At 35.0% G+C, this 23561-nt stretch carries 9 protein-coding genes and 1 pseudogene; 2 read left to right on the forward strand and 8 right to left on the reverse strand.

Translation table 11 applies throughout. From position 1 onward, the window contains the following. Positions 1-212: 212 nt before the first annotated feature. From tnpA to EFD62_RS15750, 3 genes are all read right to left on the reverse strand, one after another. Positions 213-608 carry an IS66 family insertion sequence element accessory protein TnpA gene (gene tnpA / locus EFD62_RS15740; RefSeq protein WP_069196196.1) on the reverse strand — a complete coding sequence of 132 codons (396 nt, stop codon included), beginning with the start codon at positions 606-608 and terminating at the stop codon, positions 213-215. Between the two features lie 310 nt (positions 609-918). After that, on the reverse strand, positions 919-12612 hold the full coding sequence (locus EFD62_RS15745) for an S-layer homology domain-containing protein (RefSeq protein ID WP_128706454.1): 11694 nt from the start codon (positions 12610-12612) through the stop codon (positions 919-921). A gap of 61 nt (positions 12613-12673) precedes the next feature. Then, positions 12674-16024, reverse strand: a complete 3351-nt coding sequence (locus tag EFD62_RS15750; protein WP_069196194.1) for an S-layer homology domain-containing protein — start codon at positions 16022-16024, stop codon at positions 12674-12676. Positions 16025-16268: 244 nt separating this feature from the next. On the opposite strand from EFD62_RS15750, the gene EFD62_RS15755 reads away from it, so the two are divergent. Further along, positions 16269-16865: an IS256 family transposase gene (locus tag EFD62_RS15755; protein WP_456236581.1), complete on the forward strand. Its 597-nt coding sequence runs from the start codon at positions 16269-16271 to the stop codon at positions 16863-16865. Positions 16866-16889: 24 nt separating this feature from the next. Here EFD62_RS15755 and EFD62_RS15760 read toward each other — a convergent pair whose 3' ends face one another. From EFD62_RS15760 to EFD62_RS15770, 3 genes are read right to left on the reverse strand one after another with little or no spacing between them, the layout of a single operon-like run. Next, positions 16890-17912 (reverse strand): tyrosine-type recombinase/integrase, encoded by a 1023-nt coding sequence (locus EFD62_RS15760; RefSeq protein WP_069196193.1) that lies wholly within the window; start codon positions 17910-17912, stop codon positions 16890-16892. Further along, positions 17909-18907: a tyrosine-type recombinase/integrase gene (locus tag EFD62_RS15765; protein ID WP_069196192.1), complete on the reverse strand. Its 999-nt coding sequence runs from the start codon at positions 18905-18907 to the stop codon at positions 17909-17911. Before EFD62_RS15765 ends, EFD62_RS15760 begins: the two co-directional genes overlap by 4 nt. Then, positions 18894-20117: a tyrosine-type recombinase/integrase gene (locus EFD62_RS15770; RefSeq protein WP_069196191.1), complete on the reverse strand. Its 1224-nt coding sequence runs from the start codon at positions 20115-20117 to the stop codon at positions 18894-18896. The genes EFD62_RS15765 and EFD62_RS15770 overlap by 14 nt, the downstream gene beginning before the upstream one ends. Positions 20118-20244: 127 nt before the next feature. On the opposite strand from EFD62_RS15770, the pseudogene EFD62_RS15775 reads away from it, so the two are divergent. Then, positions 20245-20955: pseudogene (locus EFD62_RS15775) on the forward strand (IS256 family transposase); the annotation flags it as partial. 407 nt (positions 20956-21362) lie between these two features. On the opposite strand, the gene EFD62_RS15780 reads toward EFD62_RS15775, so the two are convergent. Together EFD62_RS15780 and EFD62_RS15785 are read right to left on the reverse strand one after the other, a co-directional pair. Beyond that, a complete protein-coding gene (locus tag EFD62_RS15780) occupies positions 21363-22196 on the reverse strand; it encodes a hypothetical protein (RefSeq protein ID WP_069196190.1) in 834 nt (277 codons plus the stop codon). Then, positions 22197-23561 (reverse strand): RHS repeat-associated core domain-containing protein (locus EFD62_RS15785; RefSeq protein ID WP_162302529.1); only part of this gene is annotated, 1365 nt, incomplete at its 5' end.

Raw genomic sequence — 23561 nt, forward strand, 5'->3', positions numbered from 1 at the left:
GGTTTGTATTAATTCCGCCCACTTAGATAATTGTTGTTCAGATGTTAATTTTTGAATGTCCATACAATCACCCCGTTTAATTATTTCTACAGTGATTGTATCAACTACGTAACTATTCTACTATGTAGCGATCTATTTGACGCTTACCTTACGAAAATCTGTCTTACCTAGTGCAAGGTAAATATGGTCTGCTCCGTCAGCTATATGTCTCATCATAATGTTTTCAACACCTTCATTAGTCCTGCAAGTGCTGCTGGATTGAAATCACCCGGAACTATCACCCTAATATTATCGATAAATACTTGAAATTCTGGAGAATGTGTTTGAACTTGTTTTGTTGTGTTAGATTTTAAAAGTTCCTCTTTTTCTTCACAGGATGTCTTTTCAACTCTATCAGTAGTTCTATTAGATTTCAGCATAACTTCAGCAAACTGTGTTTTGGCCGAAGGATTTTCTTCTGGAGTGCTAAACCTTTTTATCCAGTAACGAAACGTGGTGCTTTTTATTCCAGTCTTTTTGCACCAAGCATTAACGCTTAGCCCACTTTTTTTGTAATCATCAAACCTAGCCTTCCATTCTTTTTCTAATTGCAGGTCTCTAACTGGCACTAAAACCCCTCCCGATTTGTATTTATTATTCCTAATAATACTATCAAGTATGGGAGGGGATTACACTACGGTATTTATTCCACCGCTTACCTTACATCTATTTGACGCTTACCATGATCCTTAATTCTTTGCGAGGTACTCATGGTTTACCGCTTACGTTTCTACACTACGACATTTGTTCCACCGCTTACTGGAAAATGCTCCTCCTTGTGATAAACAGTTTTATTATTTTAACTGTCTACTACAAGGGGAGCATATCACTTTAAAGTGGTGCTGTTTTTTTAGACTACGTATAATGTTCCATTTCTTATCAATTTGGAGAACGCTTCATTACAGCTAAACCCATTACTACTCTCATATCTGCATGCATTATAGAAATATCTTGTAATTGACTTTGAAGTACGTATTTATACAGTTGCAACACAGTTTGATATAAGTCTGTTTTTATTACACGACTTTCGTATTTTTCTTTAACTTTAGCAACTCCTTCTTCATCATCCTCTTTATTTCTAAAACTATAAAATATTACACCGTAAATATTATAACAAGTCATCTCTCCCAAAGGTGTCAATATAATTCCAGGTTCCCATTTATCATTGGTTTTATACCCCTTAAATGCAATAATATATTTATTTATTTGTATCAATCCGTCTCTTACTCCACTTGGAGATAGCGGTTTAATCTCATTGAATTCTCTTCTAAGAGTATTTAATATATCCGGCTTATACCTATAGCCTTTAATATCCTTATCAGCATTTGTCCACTTACCAAACCACTTCCCAAAAAATACACACCCACAAAAAAAATCTACAGGATAGCTCATAATATATCTAAATTGTATTAACCCTTCAGCCAAATATCCAATTTCTTGTTTGGTCATATCACCTTTACCATTTGGAGATATAGCACTAAACCCTGTTGGATCATAATACATTATTGGATTTGCATTGGCATAAATGTATTTATGAAGGCTTACAGGATCATAGATATTTCCTCCATATGCATCCATAGACGTAAATCTGCCTATAGACGGATCCATGTATCTTGCTCTCAAGTAATAAAAGCCTGCATTAGGGTCAAACTGTTGTCCTGCGTATAAAAACTCATTAGTTGTTATACCTGTATTCTGGAGCAGCTCACCAAAAGCATTATAAGTATACGTGTCAGTAACTTTGCCTGTTGAATCAGTCAATATCCTTACAGAGTTGCGACCATCATAAATGTAATAAGATATAATACCTTTTCTATTTTGACTAATAAGGTCATCACCATATATGTAAGAAACAATCAAGTTCCCTTCAGCATCCCATTCTTCTAACACCTGCGCATAATCGCAATTTTCATCAACAACATAATATATCTTTTGTCCATTTACTGTCTTAGATACACGTATACCCTCAACACTATACTCATATAACACATTTTCCGTTCCATCTATAGCTTGCAGCCTGTCATTATAATCATAACTATATGATATTGACATACCTACTGGATCTGATACTGAAACAACATTACCATTAGCATCATATTTGTAGGTTTTCTCACCTTCTGTAATCATTCTGTTATTATTATCATAACCATACTTTGTTATAATTCCATTATCGTTTTTTTCAATCCTATTACCAACACCATCATATTTATAGCTTACTTCAGAAATTGTTCCGTCTGGAAGAGTTATTTTTTCCCCCAACAGCTTATATGTATCATCATACCTATACTCAACTATTCTCCCTGTGTTTTCAACTACTTCCAAACAATTCCCAACCGGAGATAAAGTATATTCAAATGATGAAATAACTATTCCATCTGAATCTTTATTAACAATATTTGTTAGTCTATTAAGTGAATCATATTCATATATTGTTATATTTTTATTAGGATATGTAACACTTTTTCGATTTCCCACTGGATCATATGTATATTCAGTAACTTTCCCATCAGGAGATTTAACAGATTTCAATCTGTTTAACTGATCGTATTCATATGTTACAGTACTGCTAGGTCCGCTAACACTTGTTTTATTTCCAGCCTCGTCATATGTATATGATAGAGTAGTTCCGTCGGGATTTTTCTGAACTTTTATTCTACCTCTTAAATCATACTCATATGATGTTATTCCTCTTTTATCCCTTACGGTTTCAACCTGATCCGACTTATTATAAGTATAGCTTTCAAAACTTTGATCTGGATAAATTTTCTTAACAAGCTTACCATCTTTGTATTCAAACTTAGTTGTTTCTCCTTTAAAAGAAGTGTGAGATAGTACATTACCTAAATAATCATAAGTAAAAGTTTCAAACATTCCCATGGGAAGTGTGCGCTTTATTAGCCTCCCCATGCAATCATATTCAAAATTAGTTTCATTGCCATTTGCATCCTTTTGAACAATAAGATCTCCAGAACTATCATAAGTATATTCAGTAATATTTCCTAATGCATCAGTTACTTTAGTAAGTCTATTATTACTATCATAATCAAACAAGGTAATCTTACCTTCAGCATTTGTTTCTGAGGTTTTCATTCCATTTTTATTATACGTATAGGCAATAAAAGTATTATCTGGATATACTACTTTCTCCACCATGCCATTTGCGTCGTATACATATGATATATAATTACCATTTGCATCTGCTACTTTTGTCATATTTCCCAACGCATCATATTCGTAGTATGTAATATTTCCAAGAGCATCTTTTACCGCTGTATTTCTTCCTGCAGCATCGTATATATACTCAGTTACATTGCCTCTTTCATCAATAGTTTTCCACACTTGCCCTGTGGCAGTATATACAGTCTGAGTATATGTATTATCTGGGTATATGGTTTTTGTCAACCTTCCTACTTTGTCATACTCAAAATATGTAGTCAATCCACTACAGTCTACTATAGATTTCCTTCTTCCTTCCTTATCATAAGTATAACTTTGTTCTGTTCCATCAGAATACTTTTCTTTAATAAGATTACCAAAAACGTCATATTCACGTTCAACGCTTGTTCCTACTGGACCACTTATTCTAGACTCCAACCCACTTTTATCATACTCAATATCTATTTGGTTCAAATCTAAGTCAATTATTTTTGTCACCCTATTTACTGCATTATACACAAGCGTATCTTTGTATGTTTCTGTCGTTTCTTCGTATTTATATGTAATTGTTCTATTTTGCGGGTTTCCGTTTAAATCATAATTATATATGGTTTTATTGCCATATTGATCAGTTTCTGACTCCACATAACCAAAGTCATTATATGTATATGTTACAACCTTACCTCCTCTATCGGTTTCCGTCAGAATATTTCCTTTGTCATCATAAGAATATTTGTAAATATTACCTTTCTTATCAATCACCTCAACTAGATTGCCTTTGGAATCGTAGTTCTTTCTAATGATATGACCTAATGCATCTTTTTCAGTTAATACCTGCCCAAAGGAATTGTACGTATATTCTGTTTTATTTCCTAATGGATCTGTAATGCTTTTTACATTATCATCATAATATTCATAGACTACCTTATTTCCCAAAGCGTCTGTTTTGGTAAGCATATTTCCTCTTTCATCATAAGTATATGAGGTAGTGTTGCCCAACGCATCTGTCTTTGCTAATATATTTCCAAAGTCATCATAATATATAGCAGTAACATTTCCCAACCTATCCGTTACCACCTCCTGCTTTGAACCCATATCATGTTTATATACAATCCTATTGCCATCAGCATCAACATGAGCAATCAACCGCCCATTATCATCATATTCATTTCGATTTACTCTTACACCTCTTGGATCTATGATATCAACAAGTCCATGATTTGAATTATATGCAAATCTAGTTATATGGCCTTCTTGATTTGTTACACTTATAAGATCCCCATAATAATCATACTCATATTTAACTTTGTTACCCATAGGATCTATAATCGCTGATATACGTCCTTCCGAGTCTCTGTCAAACGCAATACTCTTCCCTAAAGAATGAATTACTCCATCTTTATTGAATGTCACGGTGTTTCCGTTTATATCTATAATGCTCTCGAGCCCCGTATACTGATTTATTATATATACAGTTCCATCTTGAGTTGTAAGTTTATATCTATCTGGATTATATTGAAGTAAAGAAGACTGGCTATATAAAGCAATTTCTCCATCACCTTCATCGAATACATAACATTGATTATCTGATAGTGCCTCAAGCTTTGAATATGTTCCTTTCTTGGGCTTATAAGATACTAAAACAGGAATACCACTATCTATAAAAGAAAGTAAACTTCTCACATTAGGATTTAACACAGTTTCAAATTCATCCGTTTTGCCATTTGGATAAGTAATTGTTACAATATGTGGTTTTGTCTCAACTAAATAGTATTTGGGGAACCCTACACCAGATACTCTTTCATCCCAATTCTTGAATGGTTCACTGCTTTCACTAAGTTTTACATCCTTCATACTTAATGTCCAGCCTATTCCAAAATCACCCTTTTCTTTGTTTCTACTGTCATAAGTACGAGTAACAGTTATAGGTATTCCAGATACGGGAACTACCATATCATCAAAACTCAGACTAAAGTTCCCAACTTTTGCATTGCCATCAATTTGATAAGTGTATGTAGTATATGATATATTTCCACTATTATCAGTTGCTGAAAGTCTTATATCATACAATCCATTTCTCATCATTGTAGGATCAAGTATTCCTAAAACATCGTCATTTACTGATGATGTTCCTCTTGCAAACTCAATAAATTGGTTTTCCCCTTTTAAAGAGTATTCCAGTTTATATATCATTAGATTTTCATCATATGCAGTCCCAATAATTTCAGCAGGCATATAAAGCTTTGAATTTTCGACAGGGGCACCAAAACTCACATTTGGTGGTGTTGTATCTCCATATGCAATATAAGTAGCCGAATCCGTGTCACACCCTTCATTTCCTTCAGCATCATATGCTTTTGCAACAACTTCAAATACACCTGCATTATCTGAAACATAAGTAGCATTACCTTTCTCATCCAAGTCAATTTCTTCGCCATTTATGGTAAGTGTCCTAGATACTACTTCATTGTTGTCCGATGTAAATACAGATATCGTTACTGCCTCACCAACTTTTAAAACTTGAGGTATAACTGAAACATCCACCACAGGACGAATAAAATCCCTTACATCAGGCGTAGCCTCTTCCTTTTTTATTACAGAAACTTTATATGTTTTTTTAACCCAATTACCTGCCAAATCCGTTGCTGTTACAACCACTTCACATATTCCTGTTTCTGTTGGTGTATATTTTGCTATACCTTCTGTCATTGGTATTTCTACACCATTTATTTTTACTGCAATTGTTGCTTCTCCCTTATTATCGGTTGCTGTTGCCCTTATTTCCAACGACTCTTCTAAATATATACTTGCAGGAAGGTCCTCTACCACTAATTCCGGGGGTATTTCATCAACTTCAACTTTTTCCACTACAGAAATCTTATATGTATTTTCAACCCAATTACCTGCCAAATCCGTTGCTCTCACTACTACTTCGCATATTCCTGTTTCTGTTGGTGTATATTTGGATATACCTTCTGTTATCGGTATTTCTATACCATTTATTTTTACTGTAATCTTTGCTTCTCCCTTATTATCAGTTGCTGTTGCCTTTATCTCCAATGTCTCTCCTAAATATATACTTGCTGGGAGATCACCTACTACTAATTCCGGTGGAGTTTTATCAATTTCCACAACAGTAATAGTTTTTGTTGCTAAAGCAAAATTGCCTGCAGCATCTTCTACATACGCTTCCAATATTACTTGACCAACTTTATCGCTTCTTAAAATATATGTATTATCTTTACTAAGTACTACATCTTTTCCATTTACTTTTAACTTTACTTCTTTTACTTCAATATTATCTTCTGCGTATATTTTTATAAGCAGTTCTTCTGCTATTTCGATGGTATCCTTATCAGTGTCTATCCTTACTGTAGGATTTTCTTCATCTAGTTCTCTAACATTAACAATGGTCCTTACTACCGATGATAATTCTCCATCGGATACTGATAACATTAAAGTATACACACCGATTTCTTTAAACAGTACCTTTGGGTTAACTACTGATTCATTGCTAAACTTTACGTTTTCACTGTTATTTTCACAGCTCCACTTAAAAGTCAATTGCTCTGAATCATCGGTAGCTTTAACTTTTGGATACACCAGTGTATTCTTCAATACTAAATCAATAGTCTCAATCTCAACTTTTGGAGCTTGATTAATAAACTTATCTACTTCATAACCTTTTGAACCTATAGTTAATTCCTTCAGTACAGGGCTTAATCCGTCGCTTGATCTCTTTAATTTAGCTTCAATTTTTATATATCTTCCATTATCTATTGAGAAATTCTCTCCGTTTGTTACCCTTACAGGTTCAGTAAATATAACATTATCCTCACTTGATGATACATATACCTCTACGGTTCCATCGTTATATATTTCGCTTTTCCAGCTTATATTGCCCCAACGTGTACCGTTTCTTCCACTGTCAAATACTGTAGACCATGTTCCTTCTTGAGGTATTCCCACTCTAACAGGCGCAAAGCTTCCATTTGCTATATCTCCATATCCGGAATAGATAGCGACTTCTTTATCGCTTGTAATTCTCCACAATCCTGAGCCTTGATTTATATTGATATATTCTCTCTTATTGACAGTATATTCTTTTGCAAATTCCCCTGTTTGAACATTATACAAATTCACTTTTGTGTTGTCATTATATCCAATAACATACACGTAGCCGAGGTTTGTTGATGCTGTGATAAAATCCGTTCCCAAACCTGTTCCCTTACTGTCGGCTACATATGTTGCATCCCAACGATTTCTTCCATCTTGCCATGAATGTAAAGACACTGTAATTGGTTTACTGCTACTTATTTTCAAATATTTACCATGTTTTGCTGAGACTACCTCAACATGTGCAGTTCCTTTTTCAATTGTTCCAGACCAAATTAAATCTTCTGTCTCGGAATCAATAATTTCAACAAAAGCATCGTATGAAAATGACATTAGATTTAAATCGTACTCCAATTCATGAGGCCTACAATAAGTATAGAATTCTGTTCCACTCCAGTTCCCGTCTGAAGATGGCACATAATATGTTTCATCATAGCATGTTAGGGCTGATACAGGTTTACTTGCACTCACCTGAATATATATACTTCCAAGACCACTGATGGACTTACCTTTTCCTTTTTGTAGTGTTCCGCTCCAAATTACTTGTTTTGTATCGCTATTTCTCACTGTTACTTCTGTATCATCTTCATAGGCTAATATGACAAAATCACCGCCGCCAGCTGCTGCAACACATGTAAAGAACTCAGTACTTAAGCCTCTTCCATTCTGATCCATTGCATAAAATCCGATATTAGGATAGGAAAATGGATCTCCAGTCAACACTGCAAAAGGTTTTGTTCCCCGTACTTCAAATAAACCATCCTCGACTTTATTAGCTATACGTTCTCCGTAATTCACTACACCTTGCCAAATTATATCTCCTTTTGAATTCAAAATCATTAATTCTGTATTATCATAATAGCCGAAAATTATTATGTCTTGTATTGTATATACCATTGATGTATATACGTAATTGTCTACTACATAATCGTCTTTTTCTCTCAAAGTAAGCTGTCCGTTAACTTCATCATATGTAAGATCTTTCATTACTCCTTCATCAAAATCTACTTTTTCTTTATATTTTTTCCCGACTGTTACCACACCAACAGCTGTATGGTATTCCTTCTGCAGACTATTGTTTGATGTATCCCATGCTGCAACAACTATTTTTATTTGCTGAACCTTGGCATCTTTTATAATATATCTCCCATGCTCATCTAAGGTAATGTCCTTTCCATTTAATTGCACATTCAATTTTGACACTTCAACATTGTCAGTAGCTGTAACAGTAATGACAACATCATCACCTTCATAATACTCTTCTTTATCAAAGGAAACATCAATTTCCGGGTTTTTAGTGTCAACAACTGTTATTTTCTTTAAAATAGACTGGGTTCTTCCATCATTATCGTAAGCTTTAATATCGAAAACATGTTCTCCCAGTACTGTTGCACTATATTCATATTTATTGTTTTCATCTAAGGATATAGAGACATTATCCAAAGTTACATCCAGCTTAAACACATCTTCTGTTACCGATACGGAAAGAGTAGCTTTATCGCCATACTCAACGGTTTCTTGCAGGGTCGCTGTTACAAGTTCATTGTTCGGAACATAGTCCTCATCATAAACAGCCAGAAATCCCATATTATTATAATTAAATATAATATGTGCTCCCTTTTTATATTGAGGTCCTGAAAGTTTTTCAATAGTCTGTCCATTGTAAAAATAGAGTTTTTGTACACCTTCCAAAAGTTCGTGAGTTCCACTTATATCCAAAACATCATGAACTCCGTTATAGTACTCCTGATAATTCAATCCAAATCTATTTAGGAAAGTATTCCAACCTTTGAATTCATTACTGTTGCCCGTTGCACCGCTTAAATATACGTTGCCCCCTTCAAGAACATACTGTATAAGCAGATCATTGTCAGGGATCTGGGGTGCGGCAAGAAACACAACATCATACTCTTTCAGTACATCAAGAGTAAGCTCAATATCTGTTCTTTTCTCTATTGTATGGCCCATTGCCTTAACCTGATTTATAAAGGAGTTTTCATACGCCTTATCAGATGTATACGCAAGGAATTTTCCACTACCTTCTTTAATAAAATAATTAATAATATTCTCTGCAAATTTTCTTCCATCACCTTTAACATAACCAGTATCACTTATTGCCCATTCATCACAATTAACTACTATCTTACTTGTTGCTTTTGTAAAAACCGGTTCTGTAACATTAACAGTAATCTTCGCTTCTGATGATAATTCCCCATCTGATACTGTCAATGATAAAGTATAAACACCCACTTCTTTAAACGTTACCTTTGGATTAAACACAGATTCATCTTTAAAACTTACGTTTTCACTGTTATTCTCACAACTCCATTTAAAAGTTAATTGCTCTGAATCATCGATAGCTTTAACTTTCGGATGCACCAATGCATTTTTCAATACCGAATCAATATCCTCAACCTCAACCTTTGGGGCTTGATTAATAAACTTATCAACTTCATAACCTTTTGAACCTATAGTTAATTCCTTCAGTACAGGACTTAATCCATCGCTTGATCTCTTTAATCTGGCTTCAATTTTTATATATCTGCCACTATCTATCGAGAATTTCTCTCCGTTAGTTACCCTTACAGGTTCAGTAAATATAACATTATTTTCACTTGAAGATACATATACATCTACGGTTCCATCGTTATATATTTCGCTTTTCCAGCTTATATTCCCCCAACGTGTACCGTTTCTTCCACTATCAAATACTGTGGACCATGTTCCTTCCTGAGGAATTCCTACTCTAACAGGCGCAAAGCTTCCATTTGCTATATTTCCATATCCGGAATAGATAGCGACTTCTTTATCGCTTGTAATTCTCCATAGGCCGGAGCCCGGATTTACATTGATATATTCTCTCTTATTAACAGTATATTCTTTTACAAATTCCCCTGTTTGAGCATTGTATAAATTTACTTTTGTGTTGTTATTATATCCAATAACACAAACATAGCCGTAATCTTGGGAACTTGATATAAATTCAGTACCAATACCGGTACCTGAACTATCAACTACATAAGTAGCCTCATAGTGGCTTGTCTTGTGAGTCTCCCAGGTTTGCAAACATACTGCAACCGGTTTGTCACTTGTAACATATATATATTTATTATGTACTTCTGAAGATAAGATTACATGCCCTGTTCCCTTTTTCACAGTTCCAGACCAAATTAATTCTCCGGTATCTGAATCCTTAATTTCGACAGAAGCATCGCCTGAATAGGACATTATAGTCAAATCGTATGGCCAGTAATGTGCACCACAGTATGTATAGAATTCTGTTCCAATCCAATTTCCATCTGATGATGGTGCATAATATGCTTCGTCATAGCATGTGAGAGCTGATACAGGTTTAGTCGCATTAACCTGTATATACATACCACCAAGACCACTTATAGACTTACTTTTTCCTTTTTGGAGCGTTCCGCTCCAAATTGTTTGCTTTGTATCGCTATTTTTAGCAGTTACTTCTGTATCATCTTCATAAGCAAATATAATAAATTGGTTATTGCTACCATTTGCTGCAACACATGTAAAGATCTCATTGCTTAAGCCTTTACCATGTTGATCCCTTGCATAAAAGCCGATATTCGGATAGTTAAACGGGTCTCCAGTCAACACTGCAAAAGGTTTTGTTCCCCGTACTTCAAATGAACCATCATTAACATATTTAACTATATGCTCTCCGTAATTCACTACACCTTGCCAAAGTATATCCCCTTTCGAATTCAAAATCATACATTCTGTATTATTGTAATATCCAAAAATAAATATGCTATCTATGGTAAATACCATTGATGTATATACGTAATTGTCTACTACATAATCGTCTTTTTCTTTCAAAATAATCTGTCCGTTAACTTCATCGTATGTAAGATCTTTCATTACTCCTTCATCAAAATCTGCTTTATCTTTGTATTTCCTTCCAACCGTTATCATATTTACAGACGTACGGTATTCCTTTTGACTGCTATTATTTGATGTATCCCATGCTGTAACAACTATTTCTATTTCTTGAATCTCAGCATCTTCAATAATATACCTTCCATGCTGATCTAATGAAATGTCTTTTCCATTTAGTTGCACACTTAACTTTGATATTTCAACATTATCAGTAGCTTTAACAGTTATGACAACGTCATCACCTTCAAAATACTTTTCTTTCTCAAAGGAAACATCAATTTCCGGTTTTTTAGTGTCAACCACCGTTATTTTCTTTGAAATAGACTGGGATTTTCCAGCATTATCACTGGCTTTAATATCAAAAACATGTTTCCCTAGTACTGTCGCATTAAATTCATATTTATAATTTTCATCCAAAACTATTGGTATATCATCTAAAGTTACATCTAGCTTATATACCTCTTCTGTTACCGATACTGAAAGAATAGCTTTATCACCATACTCAACGGTTTCTTGCAGGGTTGCTGTAACAAGCATAGGATTAGAATCTGTTGGCGTTGATGTTGGTGTTACAACATTTGTTGGCATTGATGTTATGTTAGGTGTTGGTGTTGATAGGGGCTTATCTTTAACAGTACTACCACCTTTATCTTTACTGTTATTAGGTGTCGGTGTTACTGTTGGCATTATCGTTGCTGTTACTGTCGGACTTGCACTTACAGCTGGTACCTGAGGGATTTCTTCCACAGGTTCAACATACAGCAATACCACATCAAGTATTCTAACAGCCTCTGCACGGGTTATTAAATTAAAGGGTTTGAAGGTTTTATCGGGATAACCTTTCACAATATCGTGAGATGCAAGGTTCTTTATGCTTTTAGAAGAGTATTCAGGGAATATGTCCTCATCTGCAAATTTAACTTCAGTTGATCCTTCAAAGAAATTTACGTCAAAAAGTTTTGTCACCAATACTGCAGCATCTTGTCTGCTCATGTTATTCATTGGCTTGAATGTTCCGTCTTCATAGCCTGTTACAAGCTTTTCTGCAGCTGCATAACTTACTACATTATAAAACCAATCATCTTTATTAACATCGCTAAAACTAATATCTTCTACTTTTTCTTGCTTTTTAAATATATTTACAACCATAGCTGTAAACTCTGCTCTGGTTATATACTTGTCCGGATAAAACTTTCCATCGTCATATCCTTTTACCCAATTCTTGCTTAAAAACTTTTCAATAAAATTTCTACACCAATGGCCTTCAATATCTGCAAAAGCTGATTTCTTCTGATTTTGACTTATGCCAGCCTCAAACCCTGTAGATGCATAGGAAAAAGAGGACATCAACATAACAATAATTAATACATAGGATATAAACTTCATTTTCGCTCTCATTATTACTTAATCCCTCCTGAAATTATATTGGTGTCTGCTTCTTGTAGATAAGTACAAAAGATTAAAAAACTTTTAAATAAATATAACAGCCAGCATCTTTCCATGCTTCAATCCCACCCTTCAATAAATATACTTTGTTAATTCCTAATTCTATAAAAATATTTGAAGCAATTTGACTTCTCTGCCCAGATCTACAGTAAAGCAAATACTTCTTTGATTTATCTAATTTACTTACTTGATTTCTCATATCTTCTGTATTCAAATCTATATTAAGCGCATTAGGTAAATGTTCTTCATTGTATTCTGTACTTGTACGAACATCTATGATAACAACATCATCATCTTTAATCATTTCAATAGTTTCCTGTACCGTGACATTCTTCGCCTGAACAGATTCCTGCTCAATTATTGGAGGTACTGTTGCCTGTGAAGAAAACTTATACTCTACCTCGAACCAATTATTAGTCTCATTTATCTCACGCACCATCCCCGTCCCTGTTCCATTATCATCAACAACAACCATTATCGTGTGCTTTTCTGAAAGATTTATATTGATTGAAAATTCGACATCCGTATATTCTCCAGGGTATAACTGTTTATTAATATCTACTGTACCCAAAAGCTCTTTTTTTGTTGACTCAACATCATAAAAAGCTACTTGTACATGCTTAGGTGTTTCCATAGCTCCGCAATTACCGATCCTAACCTTTATAACAGTTTTTTCAGACTGCTCAACTATTTCAAGATATGAAACGGATAAATCAACACAAGCATTGGAATTGAGTGACTGATTGCATCGAAAGTTGTTATAGATTGTCCAGTTGGCATCCGGAATTTTAGGAATAGTGCCATCGTCATTTACATTAGTAATACTATAGGCATGTTGATTCCATATTTTCCTTGTATTAACCCATGTATCATTTGCATCTCCAATAACGTATATTCCTCTGATGATACCATTTGCATAAGCCACAATTTCAGCATTTCCGTCACTATCTACATCTGCAATAACAGGATATTCAAAAGATGTTAATGAAGTCATAGGTATTTCATATAATACATCACCATTCATACCATTATAAATTCTCAGATTATACTCATCCCTATAAACAACTTCGTAAGAACCATCGCCCTCAAAGTCAAATACTGATGATCCTGTATAATTTGAACTGTAATCACTTATAGGTACAGCCCATAAAATATCCCCTTCTCCCGTAAACACAGCGTACCTAGCCTGACCAGCCACACCTATTTCAACCTTTCCATCCTGATTAAAATCAGCAACAGTAGGCGGTCCTCCCTTTCCACCTCCTGGTATACTTACAGGTCCCATTTTTATATCTCCATTATGTTCTAATATCCATACATTCCCACGACTAACCAATACAATTTCCGGGTATTCATCCTCATCAAAGTTACCTACTGCATTAAATCCATCAGGCACCGATTCATTTTTCCATAGTATCTCACCCTTGTTATCATATACTGTATTTCCGCATAAAACCTCAAGGGAGTTATCCATATCTATATCCACTGCAAAAGATATAGCTCCAACACCATAGGGATCTGCACTTCCTCCTTTGCCTGTCCATTTTATCTTCCCATTGTTATCTATTACTTGCCTTCCAATAATTATTTCAGCCTCTCCATCTGCATCAATATCCGCAATTGCCGGTATACCAGCGTTTAATATATTTAAAGCTTCACTTTTCCATTTAAGTGTTCCGTCATTTTCAAAGGCAAGAATTCGAGTTAATGTAGTATCCCCTGCAATTATCTCTGGCTTTCCGTCATTATCTATATCTCCTGCTGCCAAACTAAATATAGCATTGATCAAGCAATTAGAATCTGTAACAGTGAAAAGTTCTTCCCCTGTATCACCACGTAAAGCTCTTAATGCGCCATATGTACTAACACCACCATTATATGGACCATATGAACCAAACACAATCTCCGGTATACCATCATCGTCAAGGTCTATCACTAAAGGTGTTGTTATAACATTGGTATAGTTAGGTATGACAGAAGAGCTATCCCATTTCCACTCAATAACAGGATTAAAACTTCCTACAGGAGGATAATAATTACACCCCTCCTTACTATGTATTATATTGTTTTCCTCATTTGTCTCGATAACTTTATTTGAGCTATCAACATAAAAATATATCAGGTTGTCTCTAAATAGAACCTTGCCAAAAATCTCTCCATGCACTTGTACAGTTCTACCTTTCGGAATGGAAGATACTGTTGTCTTGCCTAAGATAGTATCATATTCATCATAGAGATTATTTAGATTTGTATCTTCAAAGAAAAGCACTTCTATATTCCCTGCAAAATCCATATGTCCGTCATTATACACTTCTACACATACGCTTCCACTTATCTCAAGACTTAGAGGATCTGTATATATACTAGTTGTATTTATAGATTTAGCAACAAAATCCCCTATAAAAACTGGCGAAGGTGTTGGTGTTGGTGTTAATGTTGGTGTTAATGTTGGTGTTACAATTGGAGTTGATGTTGGTGTTGAAGTAAGTGTCGGTACTGTAGTTGGAATTGATGTCGGTGTTGCAGTGAATGTCGGTGATACAGTTAAAATTGATGTTGGTGTTGATATTGGCTTATCTTTAACATTACTGCCACCTTTATCTCTACTATTATTAGCTATAGGTGTAGCAGTCGTTGTTACCGTTACTGTTGGACTTGCACTTACAGGTGGTATTTGAGGGATTTCTTCCACAGGTTCAACATACAACAATACCACATCAAGCATTCTAACAGCCTCTGCACGGGTTATTAAGTTAAAGGGTCTGAAGGTTTTATCGGGATAACCTTTCACAATATCGTGAGATGCAAGGTTTTTTATGCTTTTAGAAGAGTATTCTGGGAATATATCCTCATCTGCGAATCTAACTTCGGTTGCTCCATCAAAGAAATTTACGTCAAAAAGTTTTGTCACCAATACTGCAGCGTCTTGTCTGCTCATGTTATTCATTGGCTTGAATGTTCCGTCTTCATAGCCGTTTACAAGCTTCTCGGAAGCAGCATAACTTACTGCATTGTAAAACCAATCATGTTCCTTTACATCTGTTAAATTGCAATTCTCTGTACTATTTACTTTCCTAAAAATATTTACAACCATAGCAGTAAATTCTGCCCTGGTTACAAACCTATCTGGACGAAATAATCCATCATCATAGCCTGCAACCCAGTTCCTGTTTAAAAACTTCTCAATGTATTCTCTGCACCAGTGTCCTTCTATATCTGAAAACGTTTGTGAATAAATTCCATTTAACTTAGAACTCTGATTGTTATCTGTTTGGATATTTACCCCGGTGGCTTCGGTAGATATTCCTCCCATAAGCATACAAATAATCAGTACATAGCAAAATAGACCTGTTTTTAGTTTCATTTTTACTCCCCAAAGTAAATATTAATAATTTTGATAGTATATTTCTGCTAGTAGTTAAATTAATTAATATTTTTCATCAATTTACAAATTATTTATATATTTACACTGCATTCATACACCGTCGATTATAATACATTAACCAGAATTTTTCAATAGAGAATGTTTAAATTTTTGTGTATAAGAGAATCAAAAGCCTCCTTCTTGGCAAGAATTATAGAAACAATATCCAAGGAGGAGATTTTTTATGTCAACATTATCGAAAGAACAGGTAAAGGAATTAATTAGGGGAAATAATTTTCAAAGCGTTTCAGATGTGAGTGCATACTTAAAAGATATTTTTAAGGATATTATTCAAGAACTTCTTGAAGCAGAACTTGAAGCTAAATTAGGGTATGCAAAAGATGATGTGGAAAGCAAAAATACAGATAATAGCCGAAACGGGTATTCGCCAAAGACTATAAAAAGTGAATTTGGAGAAGTTGATATCCAGGTACCGAGGGATCGTAAAGGAGAGTTTCGTCCCCAAATTATACCTAAGTACCAGCGAAATGTTTCCGGAATAGAAGAAAAAGTTATAGCTTTATATGCAAAAGGAATGTCTACACGGGACATTAGTCAACAGATTGAAGAACTTTACGGCTTTAGTTTGTCTCCCGAAATGGTTAGTAAGATTACAGACAGGATAGCGCCGGAGATCAAGGAGTGGCAGCAAAGACCGCTAGAGCCCATATATACATTCATTTTTATGGATGCAATTTTATCGAAAGCTTTTCATAAAATTGCTTATCGAAAGAATAATTTTATCGAAAGCCTAACCCTAAACCATTTTGCTTATGAATGATTTAGGGTTTTTGGCTTTCGATAATTATTTATGCTTTTGAAAAGTTCTTAGAAAATCAATCATATTTTCTTTTTGTGATTTAGTATAACAGTTGTCGTCTATTACTAAAGATAATGAAGCCTTTTCGATCGATTTTCTAGTAGTTTCTGGATCATTCCTAAGGTAACGTTCAGTTGTTGCAATAGAAACGTGTCCTAGAAAATCTCGGATGTAATAAATGTTTACACCAGACTGCACCAAATGGGTGGCTTTCGAGCGGCGGATCACATGAGGTGATATTTTCCCACCTGGAATGTATATCATAGGGAGTTCAGCTGATTTGGCATATTTCTTTAAAATATATGTAATTCCCATACGTGTAAGTGCATTACCACTTGAGTTTGTGAAGAGAACATAATCTGGTTTTTGAGACAATCCATTGTCTTTTATGTAACTTCGAAGTGCTTCAGCGGTTACTTTTGTTATGGGAACAATTCGTTGTTTATTCCCTTTTCCTGTAACCTTTATCGTAGGTGCACTGTTCAAGAAAACATCTCCAACCCTCAACGCAAGAAGTTCTTCAGCACGTAAAGCTGCATCATATAGTGTCATAAGTATCGATAAATCTCTACGCCCGGACATGCTGTTAGTATTAGGTTGTGCAAGCAACTGTTTCATTTCATCTTTAGTAAGATATGACGGTGGTTTCACTAAAGTTTTCTTCATTGATACACTTAGAACATCTCTGCATATAGGTACATACTCTGGACATTCAAGTTCAATATACCGGAATAAAGAATGTATCGCTGAAAGCCGAAGATTCCTTGTTTGTGCAGTATTGTTCTTTGTATCTTCTAGCCAAACACAGAACTCCTCTATCAGATGGCGGTTTATGTCCTTGAAATCTAATTTTGCAGGACGAATTCCCAGTTTTATATTGCAGAAAGCATAAAATTCGAGATACGATCGACTGTATGCTGCCCTAGTATTTTCTGAGGCACCTTTTTGAAGGGGAAGATAGTTTAAAAGATATTTTTGTACACAATCGGAAAACATAAGCGTCTTCATACCTTGTCACCATCCTCTGAACGCCCAAGAATTTCCTCACCTGCAGAAATTATCTGTTCATAGTGGAAAGATGAAAGATGAATATAGTATTCAGTGTCCTTTATCCCACTGTGTCCGACATAAGCAGATATGATAGGCAATGCTGCATATATATCCATTCCCTTATCTTTAACCATGTGATCTAAAGCATGGACAATATAGGAATGTCTAAAGTCATGCACACGTGGATACCTCCCAGTAGCAAGAACTTGAATACCTGCTCTTTCAAAAAGTTTTTTACACATATGACCAAGAGCAACTGCACTTAGGTAGCCACCTCTTGGTGACGGAAACATCCAGATATCTTGGGACTGAAACATCATCTTTTGTGTATACTCTAAAAGATAAAGCCGTAGCGACTCTGAAATAGGGACATATCTGCTTACATCATTTTTGGATTTACATATATATAAAACTCCTGTATTTAAGTCAACGTCAGAACGCTTTAACATTCGAACTTCAGATGACCGAAGGCCGCAACAATATAATATTCTTATCATAGCAGGATATATTAGTTCTGCCTTTGGTGATCTTGGCAAGTATCCGATACTATCAGCTTCTTTCAATATGGAACTTATCTGATCGCGATCAAAGACAAAAGCTTTAAATTCGAAATTTCTTTTTGGAATGGAAATAGAAGGGTATATGTATGCGGAGTAACCTTTCTGAAGCATAAAGCAAGCGAACCTGCGCAAGCGTCCTATGCGGTTCATCTGTGTTCCCGAACTCTCATTGCCTCGTCTCATGGCAATCATCTCAACCAATTCCTTTGTCAGATTAGGTACAGAATCTGTATTGCTGTCAAGCTGGTTAAGCTGGCGGCATATGTCACGCATATAGTACTGGTATGAAGTTCCTGTTTTATAGCCTGTAGCATCTAAGTGTTTAATATATTCTTTAATAAGGATAGTATATTTACCAGGTTCAAAGGAGATATCTTTATTATTGTTGTACATAATACGATACCTCCAGTCCTGCAGACCTTAGCTGCTCCAAGCTGATTTTTAGATAGTTTTGGGTAACTTCCATGCACTTGTGTCCGAGTGTTTCTGAATCAATATTTATTGGGATACCACTGTTAAGCATTCTAGTTGCAGCGCTATGTCTTAAAGAATGCATTCCATGATGCCTTCCGGCAGTATCAATATCTGCAAGTTTCACATATTTTGAAATCATAGCATACATGACTGAATTATCAGCGTAAGGGGTATAAGGTGCTTTTGACTTAAGAAAAAGAAGATCATATGTGGTTTCACGACAACGGCTGTTCATAAGATAATCAATGATAGCCCATTTAACTATCTCTGTTATGGGAAGAGAAATATACTTATCGGTTTTCTTCTGATAGAATCCAATTTTCATTTTCTCCCAGTCAATATCTGATATTTTAAGTGCTAGTATATCTGAAATTCGAATTCCATATTGTAATGCAAGGAGCAACATAAGATAATCCTTCTTCCCCTCGATAGTATCGCGTTTTACAGAAGCAAGGATACGGGTTGACTCTTCATCTGTAAAAAATGACGGAAGCTCGCTTTCACGGGTTAAATGGATTTTGGGGACATGAAGCACGTATATTGAGTGGATTTGAGGACACGAGGCAAAGTCTTTAACTGCGCGAAGTATGTTTGCTCTGTAAGTCATATTGTATTTCATTGAATCCATAAAGCTGATGAAAACCTCATATGAGATATCCTTAAGATTCCTTATTCCATAGGATTCAACTATACGGAAAAACACTTTTAAACGAAACAGTTTTATGTTAATTGAATTAATACGTTGTCTCTTATCAACAAGCCATTTTCTATATATTTCTATAGTTTCTTGGAATGCACTGTTAACATGATGTTTAGCTTGGTAGCTATAATACTTACTAAACCTTCCTGTATCCTTGAAATCCAGAATAGATATTAAAGGTCGTGATATTCTGCGTTCTTTGCTACCTTTGGGATGTTTGTATTCACTAATGCCATATCTGTCATTAACAAAAGTATTAAGAATTTTGTCTGTAATATGAGTTGCTTTCTTGCTGATAGCATAATCCATAACTTGTCGCCAAACTCGAGTATAATTACCTGCTGTTATAGGTGAATACCTCTGTGTTGATAAATAAGACTCGGCTATCTTAATGAGAGCCTCAAAATCATGAATTGAAATGGTTACCATATTTTTTGTCTCCTTTTTTAGAGACAGTATATAATATGGTATATTTTATAGAAAGAATATTTCAAGAAAAGCTACATAATATGCGAGCTTGGAAGATAAACTTTCGATAAAATTATTCTTTCGATAAGCAATTCACTATAAAGTACGAGATGACGGGAGAATAGTAAACCGTGCAGCATATGTTGTTCTTGGTGTTACTGTTGAAGGAAGTAAAGATATTTTAGGGATTTGGATTGGTGATAACGAATCATCTAAGTTTTGGCTTGGAGTTTTAAATGACCTTAAGAACAGAGGCGTACAGGATGCTCTAATATTTTGCGTTGATGGACTAACAGGCATAAAGGAAGCAATTAATGCAGCATATCCAAAGGCCGAGGTGCAGCGTTGCATAATACATCAACTTCGAAACTCTTTTAAATATGTGTCATATAAGGATGTTAAAGCTTTTAGCAATGACTTTAAGGAAGTATACCGTGCTATTAACGAAGAAGTAGCACTAGAGAAGTTTTGTGAACTTAAGAACAAGTGGGGAAAGGAATATCCTTATGCGATAAGAAGCTGGGAAAATAACTGGGATGTGATAAGCCCATTCTACAAATTTTCAGAGGAAATAAGAAAAATAATTTATACCACCAATATCATTGAAGGACTGCATCGGCAGTTCCGTAAAGTTACAAAAACAAAAACAATGTTCCCAAGCGATAGTTCACTTGAAAAGATGTTGTATTTAGCATCGATGAATGTGACAAAAAAGTGGACTCAACGCTATAAGAATTGGGATCAAGTACTCAGCCAATTAATGATCCAGTATCCAGGTAGATTGGAAAGCTATATATAGAAGCATTCACCCCCACCGCCCTCAAGGGCTCGTCCTCATTGCCGGACGGGCTAGACCCCACAAATTGAAAAGTGGGCAGAAAAATGGACGGAATATACCATTATAAATAATTATTGCCAGATTAAATCAAGTTTATGTATAAAACTTAGCAAAACTGGCAATAATATATAACACAAAGGTGGTTCGGAGTTATTTTCTGTAAACCTTAAAAACTTGAAATTACTTGCCTAGAAGGATTGCATAAAACTCCATACACGGAATTATTTATACTCCCAGTAGTTTTGCAACACCCTCTTTTAAATGGTTCTGAACTGTAATTTTTAGTATTCAAAGTTAGATTTTTGTTCTACTAGCCGTACCAATTTTTATAGGGGTAAAGTTGCCGCTTTCGAAACATGCCCACAAGTTTAATTTCTCTTTCTTATTCTAATCTGCGGTTCAATAATTGGTTTAGTCTTATCAAATAGAACTTCCGAAAAATCAAATTTAGGTACAATATTTTCTTCTTTATTTTTATACACTAAAGCACGTTTCCCATCCCATACAAAAGCATTTTCGCCTAAATGTTTCTTTATTTTTTCTCGAATATCATTTGGTATAGGCTCGAATATGTTATCTGTAGTTTGTATGGCTATTACTTTATCTCCTATAGATTCTACATTGTGTGCAGGGACAGATAAAAGTTTCTCTCTTCCAAATAAATTAATATATGGTTTTCCGAAAAAATTCATCCATTGCAATTCAGGATGTCTAATTGTCAATTCTACTGGCTCAAAAGCACCAGCAAAACTTTCATTTACTATTTTTCCATGTACTGGTTCAATTAAATCTATCAGTTCTTTGCACAAATTAATAAATTTGTCCAAATTATCCTTATATTTAACATATTCAATATTTACAGAACAACTAAATGTATTGAAATTGATAACATTATCTTTTTTCCAGTTTACCATATAACTTGCTTTACTTCTCCCTGTTGCTTTCATTAAGAGAAGCCCTTCTGCGTACTCATCTTTCGAACACTCTTGATTAATTGTATCATTCATCCATACATCAATAACCTCGCTTACATTATTGGGATTATATTTTCTTTTTAAAGGTTGATAAATGTCAAACTTTTGTGGTATAAAATCTTTACCATATTCGTTAATCTTATATATTACCTTAGTTGCAAACCCTCTGTCTTGAAAATTTTTCAAACTCATAAGATTAAAGCCTATTGAGGGATAAGTATAATCCATTTATTTCACTCCTACCTGAATTATTTTAACATTGTTCTGTGCTGCATATGCCATTAATTCTCTTGGGATTGGTGTATTGCCTAAAGGAGTATAGTAAATTACCGTTTTTGAAGTCGTTTGTTGTGCTGCAACCTGAACAAATCCTTTAGCTTGGTCATCAAAAACAATAGCACCAGATTTTGCATCTCCAATTGCTGACAATTCACCATTTGTATTGTATATTGAATAATCTGGTTTTACACTTTTTTGTCCAAGATTTTTAACAGGGAAAGTCTCTTGTGTTTCTAATAATCCCTTTTCAGTAACTCCTTTTAACTTAGTTCCTTCAACATATGTATCAAACGAATTTCCAACTTCATTATTGATAACAACTTGTGATTTTCCCCCCTTACCAACTCCCGCATTTACATCAACGCTCTGTTTTGCTTTGAAATTCTCTATTGCATTATTGTATTCTATCTGTGTTTGTGTTTTGGGCACTCCTCCTGTATTCTTAACCAAATTATTGGGATAATTTATGTCGACATCTATTCCACCAGCTACTGCTAATTTAGGGCTAAATACGTTGTCTATTTGCCTACTTATGTTGTCTACTTGATTCTTTATACTGTCTCCTACCGATGAAACAAAATCTCCAACCTTTTGCTTTACTTTTTTTCCAGCATCTAATAACTTTTTACCAACCTTAATATCGGATAAAGCTGATCCTACTCCGCCGGATATAGCATCCGCTACTCCTGATATTGCAACCTCATTCCAGTCAACATCATTATTTACTATCTTCTGGGCTGTCGCATTGGCGGCTGCTCCAACTACACCTTCTACAACTGCTGTTTGAACAGCTTTCTTTAATATTTGCTTACCTGTAGTTTTTACCGCTCCTTTTCCAGCTGCTGCAGCAAGAGATACTCCTCCAGTTACTGATGCTATAGCTCCTGATATTGCTCCTTCCAGAGCACTTACTCCAACTGATTTCCAATTAATATCCTTGAAACTCTTACGTTCAAAAATCATTTGTGTGCCTACATCTATTGCTGCACTTACAACTGCACCCAGTAATGCCGCACCTACTACGTGCCAGAAATGCCCTGAAGGATCATCATACATTATTGGGTTGTTCCTACAGTACACATACAGATTCAAGCTAAGCGGGTCATTTGGGTCACCTTTGTATGTATCCTCTTGCAAAAATCTTGCAATCTTCGGATCATACATCCTTGCATTCAGGTAATACAGCCCTGTTTCCTCATCATACTGATAACCGGCATACCTTATGTTGTTGTTGATCGGTGTTGTTGTCAGATTTCCATTGGCATCATAGTACTTTTCCTCTTCTATATTACCAAATGCGTCATAGTAGTATGT

The sequence above is a fragment of the Acetivibrio mesophilus genome, from assembly GCF_004102745.1.
Classification (GTDB): Bacteria; Bacillota; Clostridia; order Acetivibrionales; family Acetivibrionaceae; genus Hungateiclostridium; species Hungateiclostridium mesophilum.

Bases quoted from the DNA above. Each gene is read 5' to 3' on its own strand.
- EFD62_RS15745 (WP_128706454.1), bottom strand. From the start codon at position 12,612: ATGAGAGCGAAAATGAAGTTTATATCCTATGTATTAATTATTGTTATG.
- EFD62_RS15750 (WP_069196194.1), bottom strand. From the start codon at position 16,024: ATGAAACTAAAAACAGGTCTATTTTGCTATGTACTGATTATTTGTATG.
- EFD62_RS15755 (WP_456236581.1), top strand. From the start codon at position 16,269: ATGTCAACATTATCGAAAGAACAGGTAAAGGAATTAATTAGGGGAAAT.
- EFD62_RS15760 (WP_069196193.1), bottom strand. From the start codon at position 17,912: ATGAAGACGCTTATGTTTTCCGATTGTGTACAAAAATATCTTTTAAAC.
- EFD62_RS15765 (WP_069196192.1), bottom strand. From the start codon at position 18,907: ATGTACAACAATAATAAAGATATCTCCTTTGAACCTGGTAAATATACT.
- EFD62_RS15770 (WP_069196191.1), bottom strand. From the start codon at position 20,117: ATGGTAACCATTTCAATTCATGATTTTGAGGCTCTCATTAAGATAGCC.
- EFD62_RS15780 (WP_069196190.1), bottom strand. From the start codon at position 22,196: ATGGATTATACTTATCCCTCAATAGGCTTTAATCTTATGAGTTTGAAA.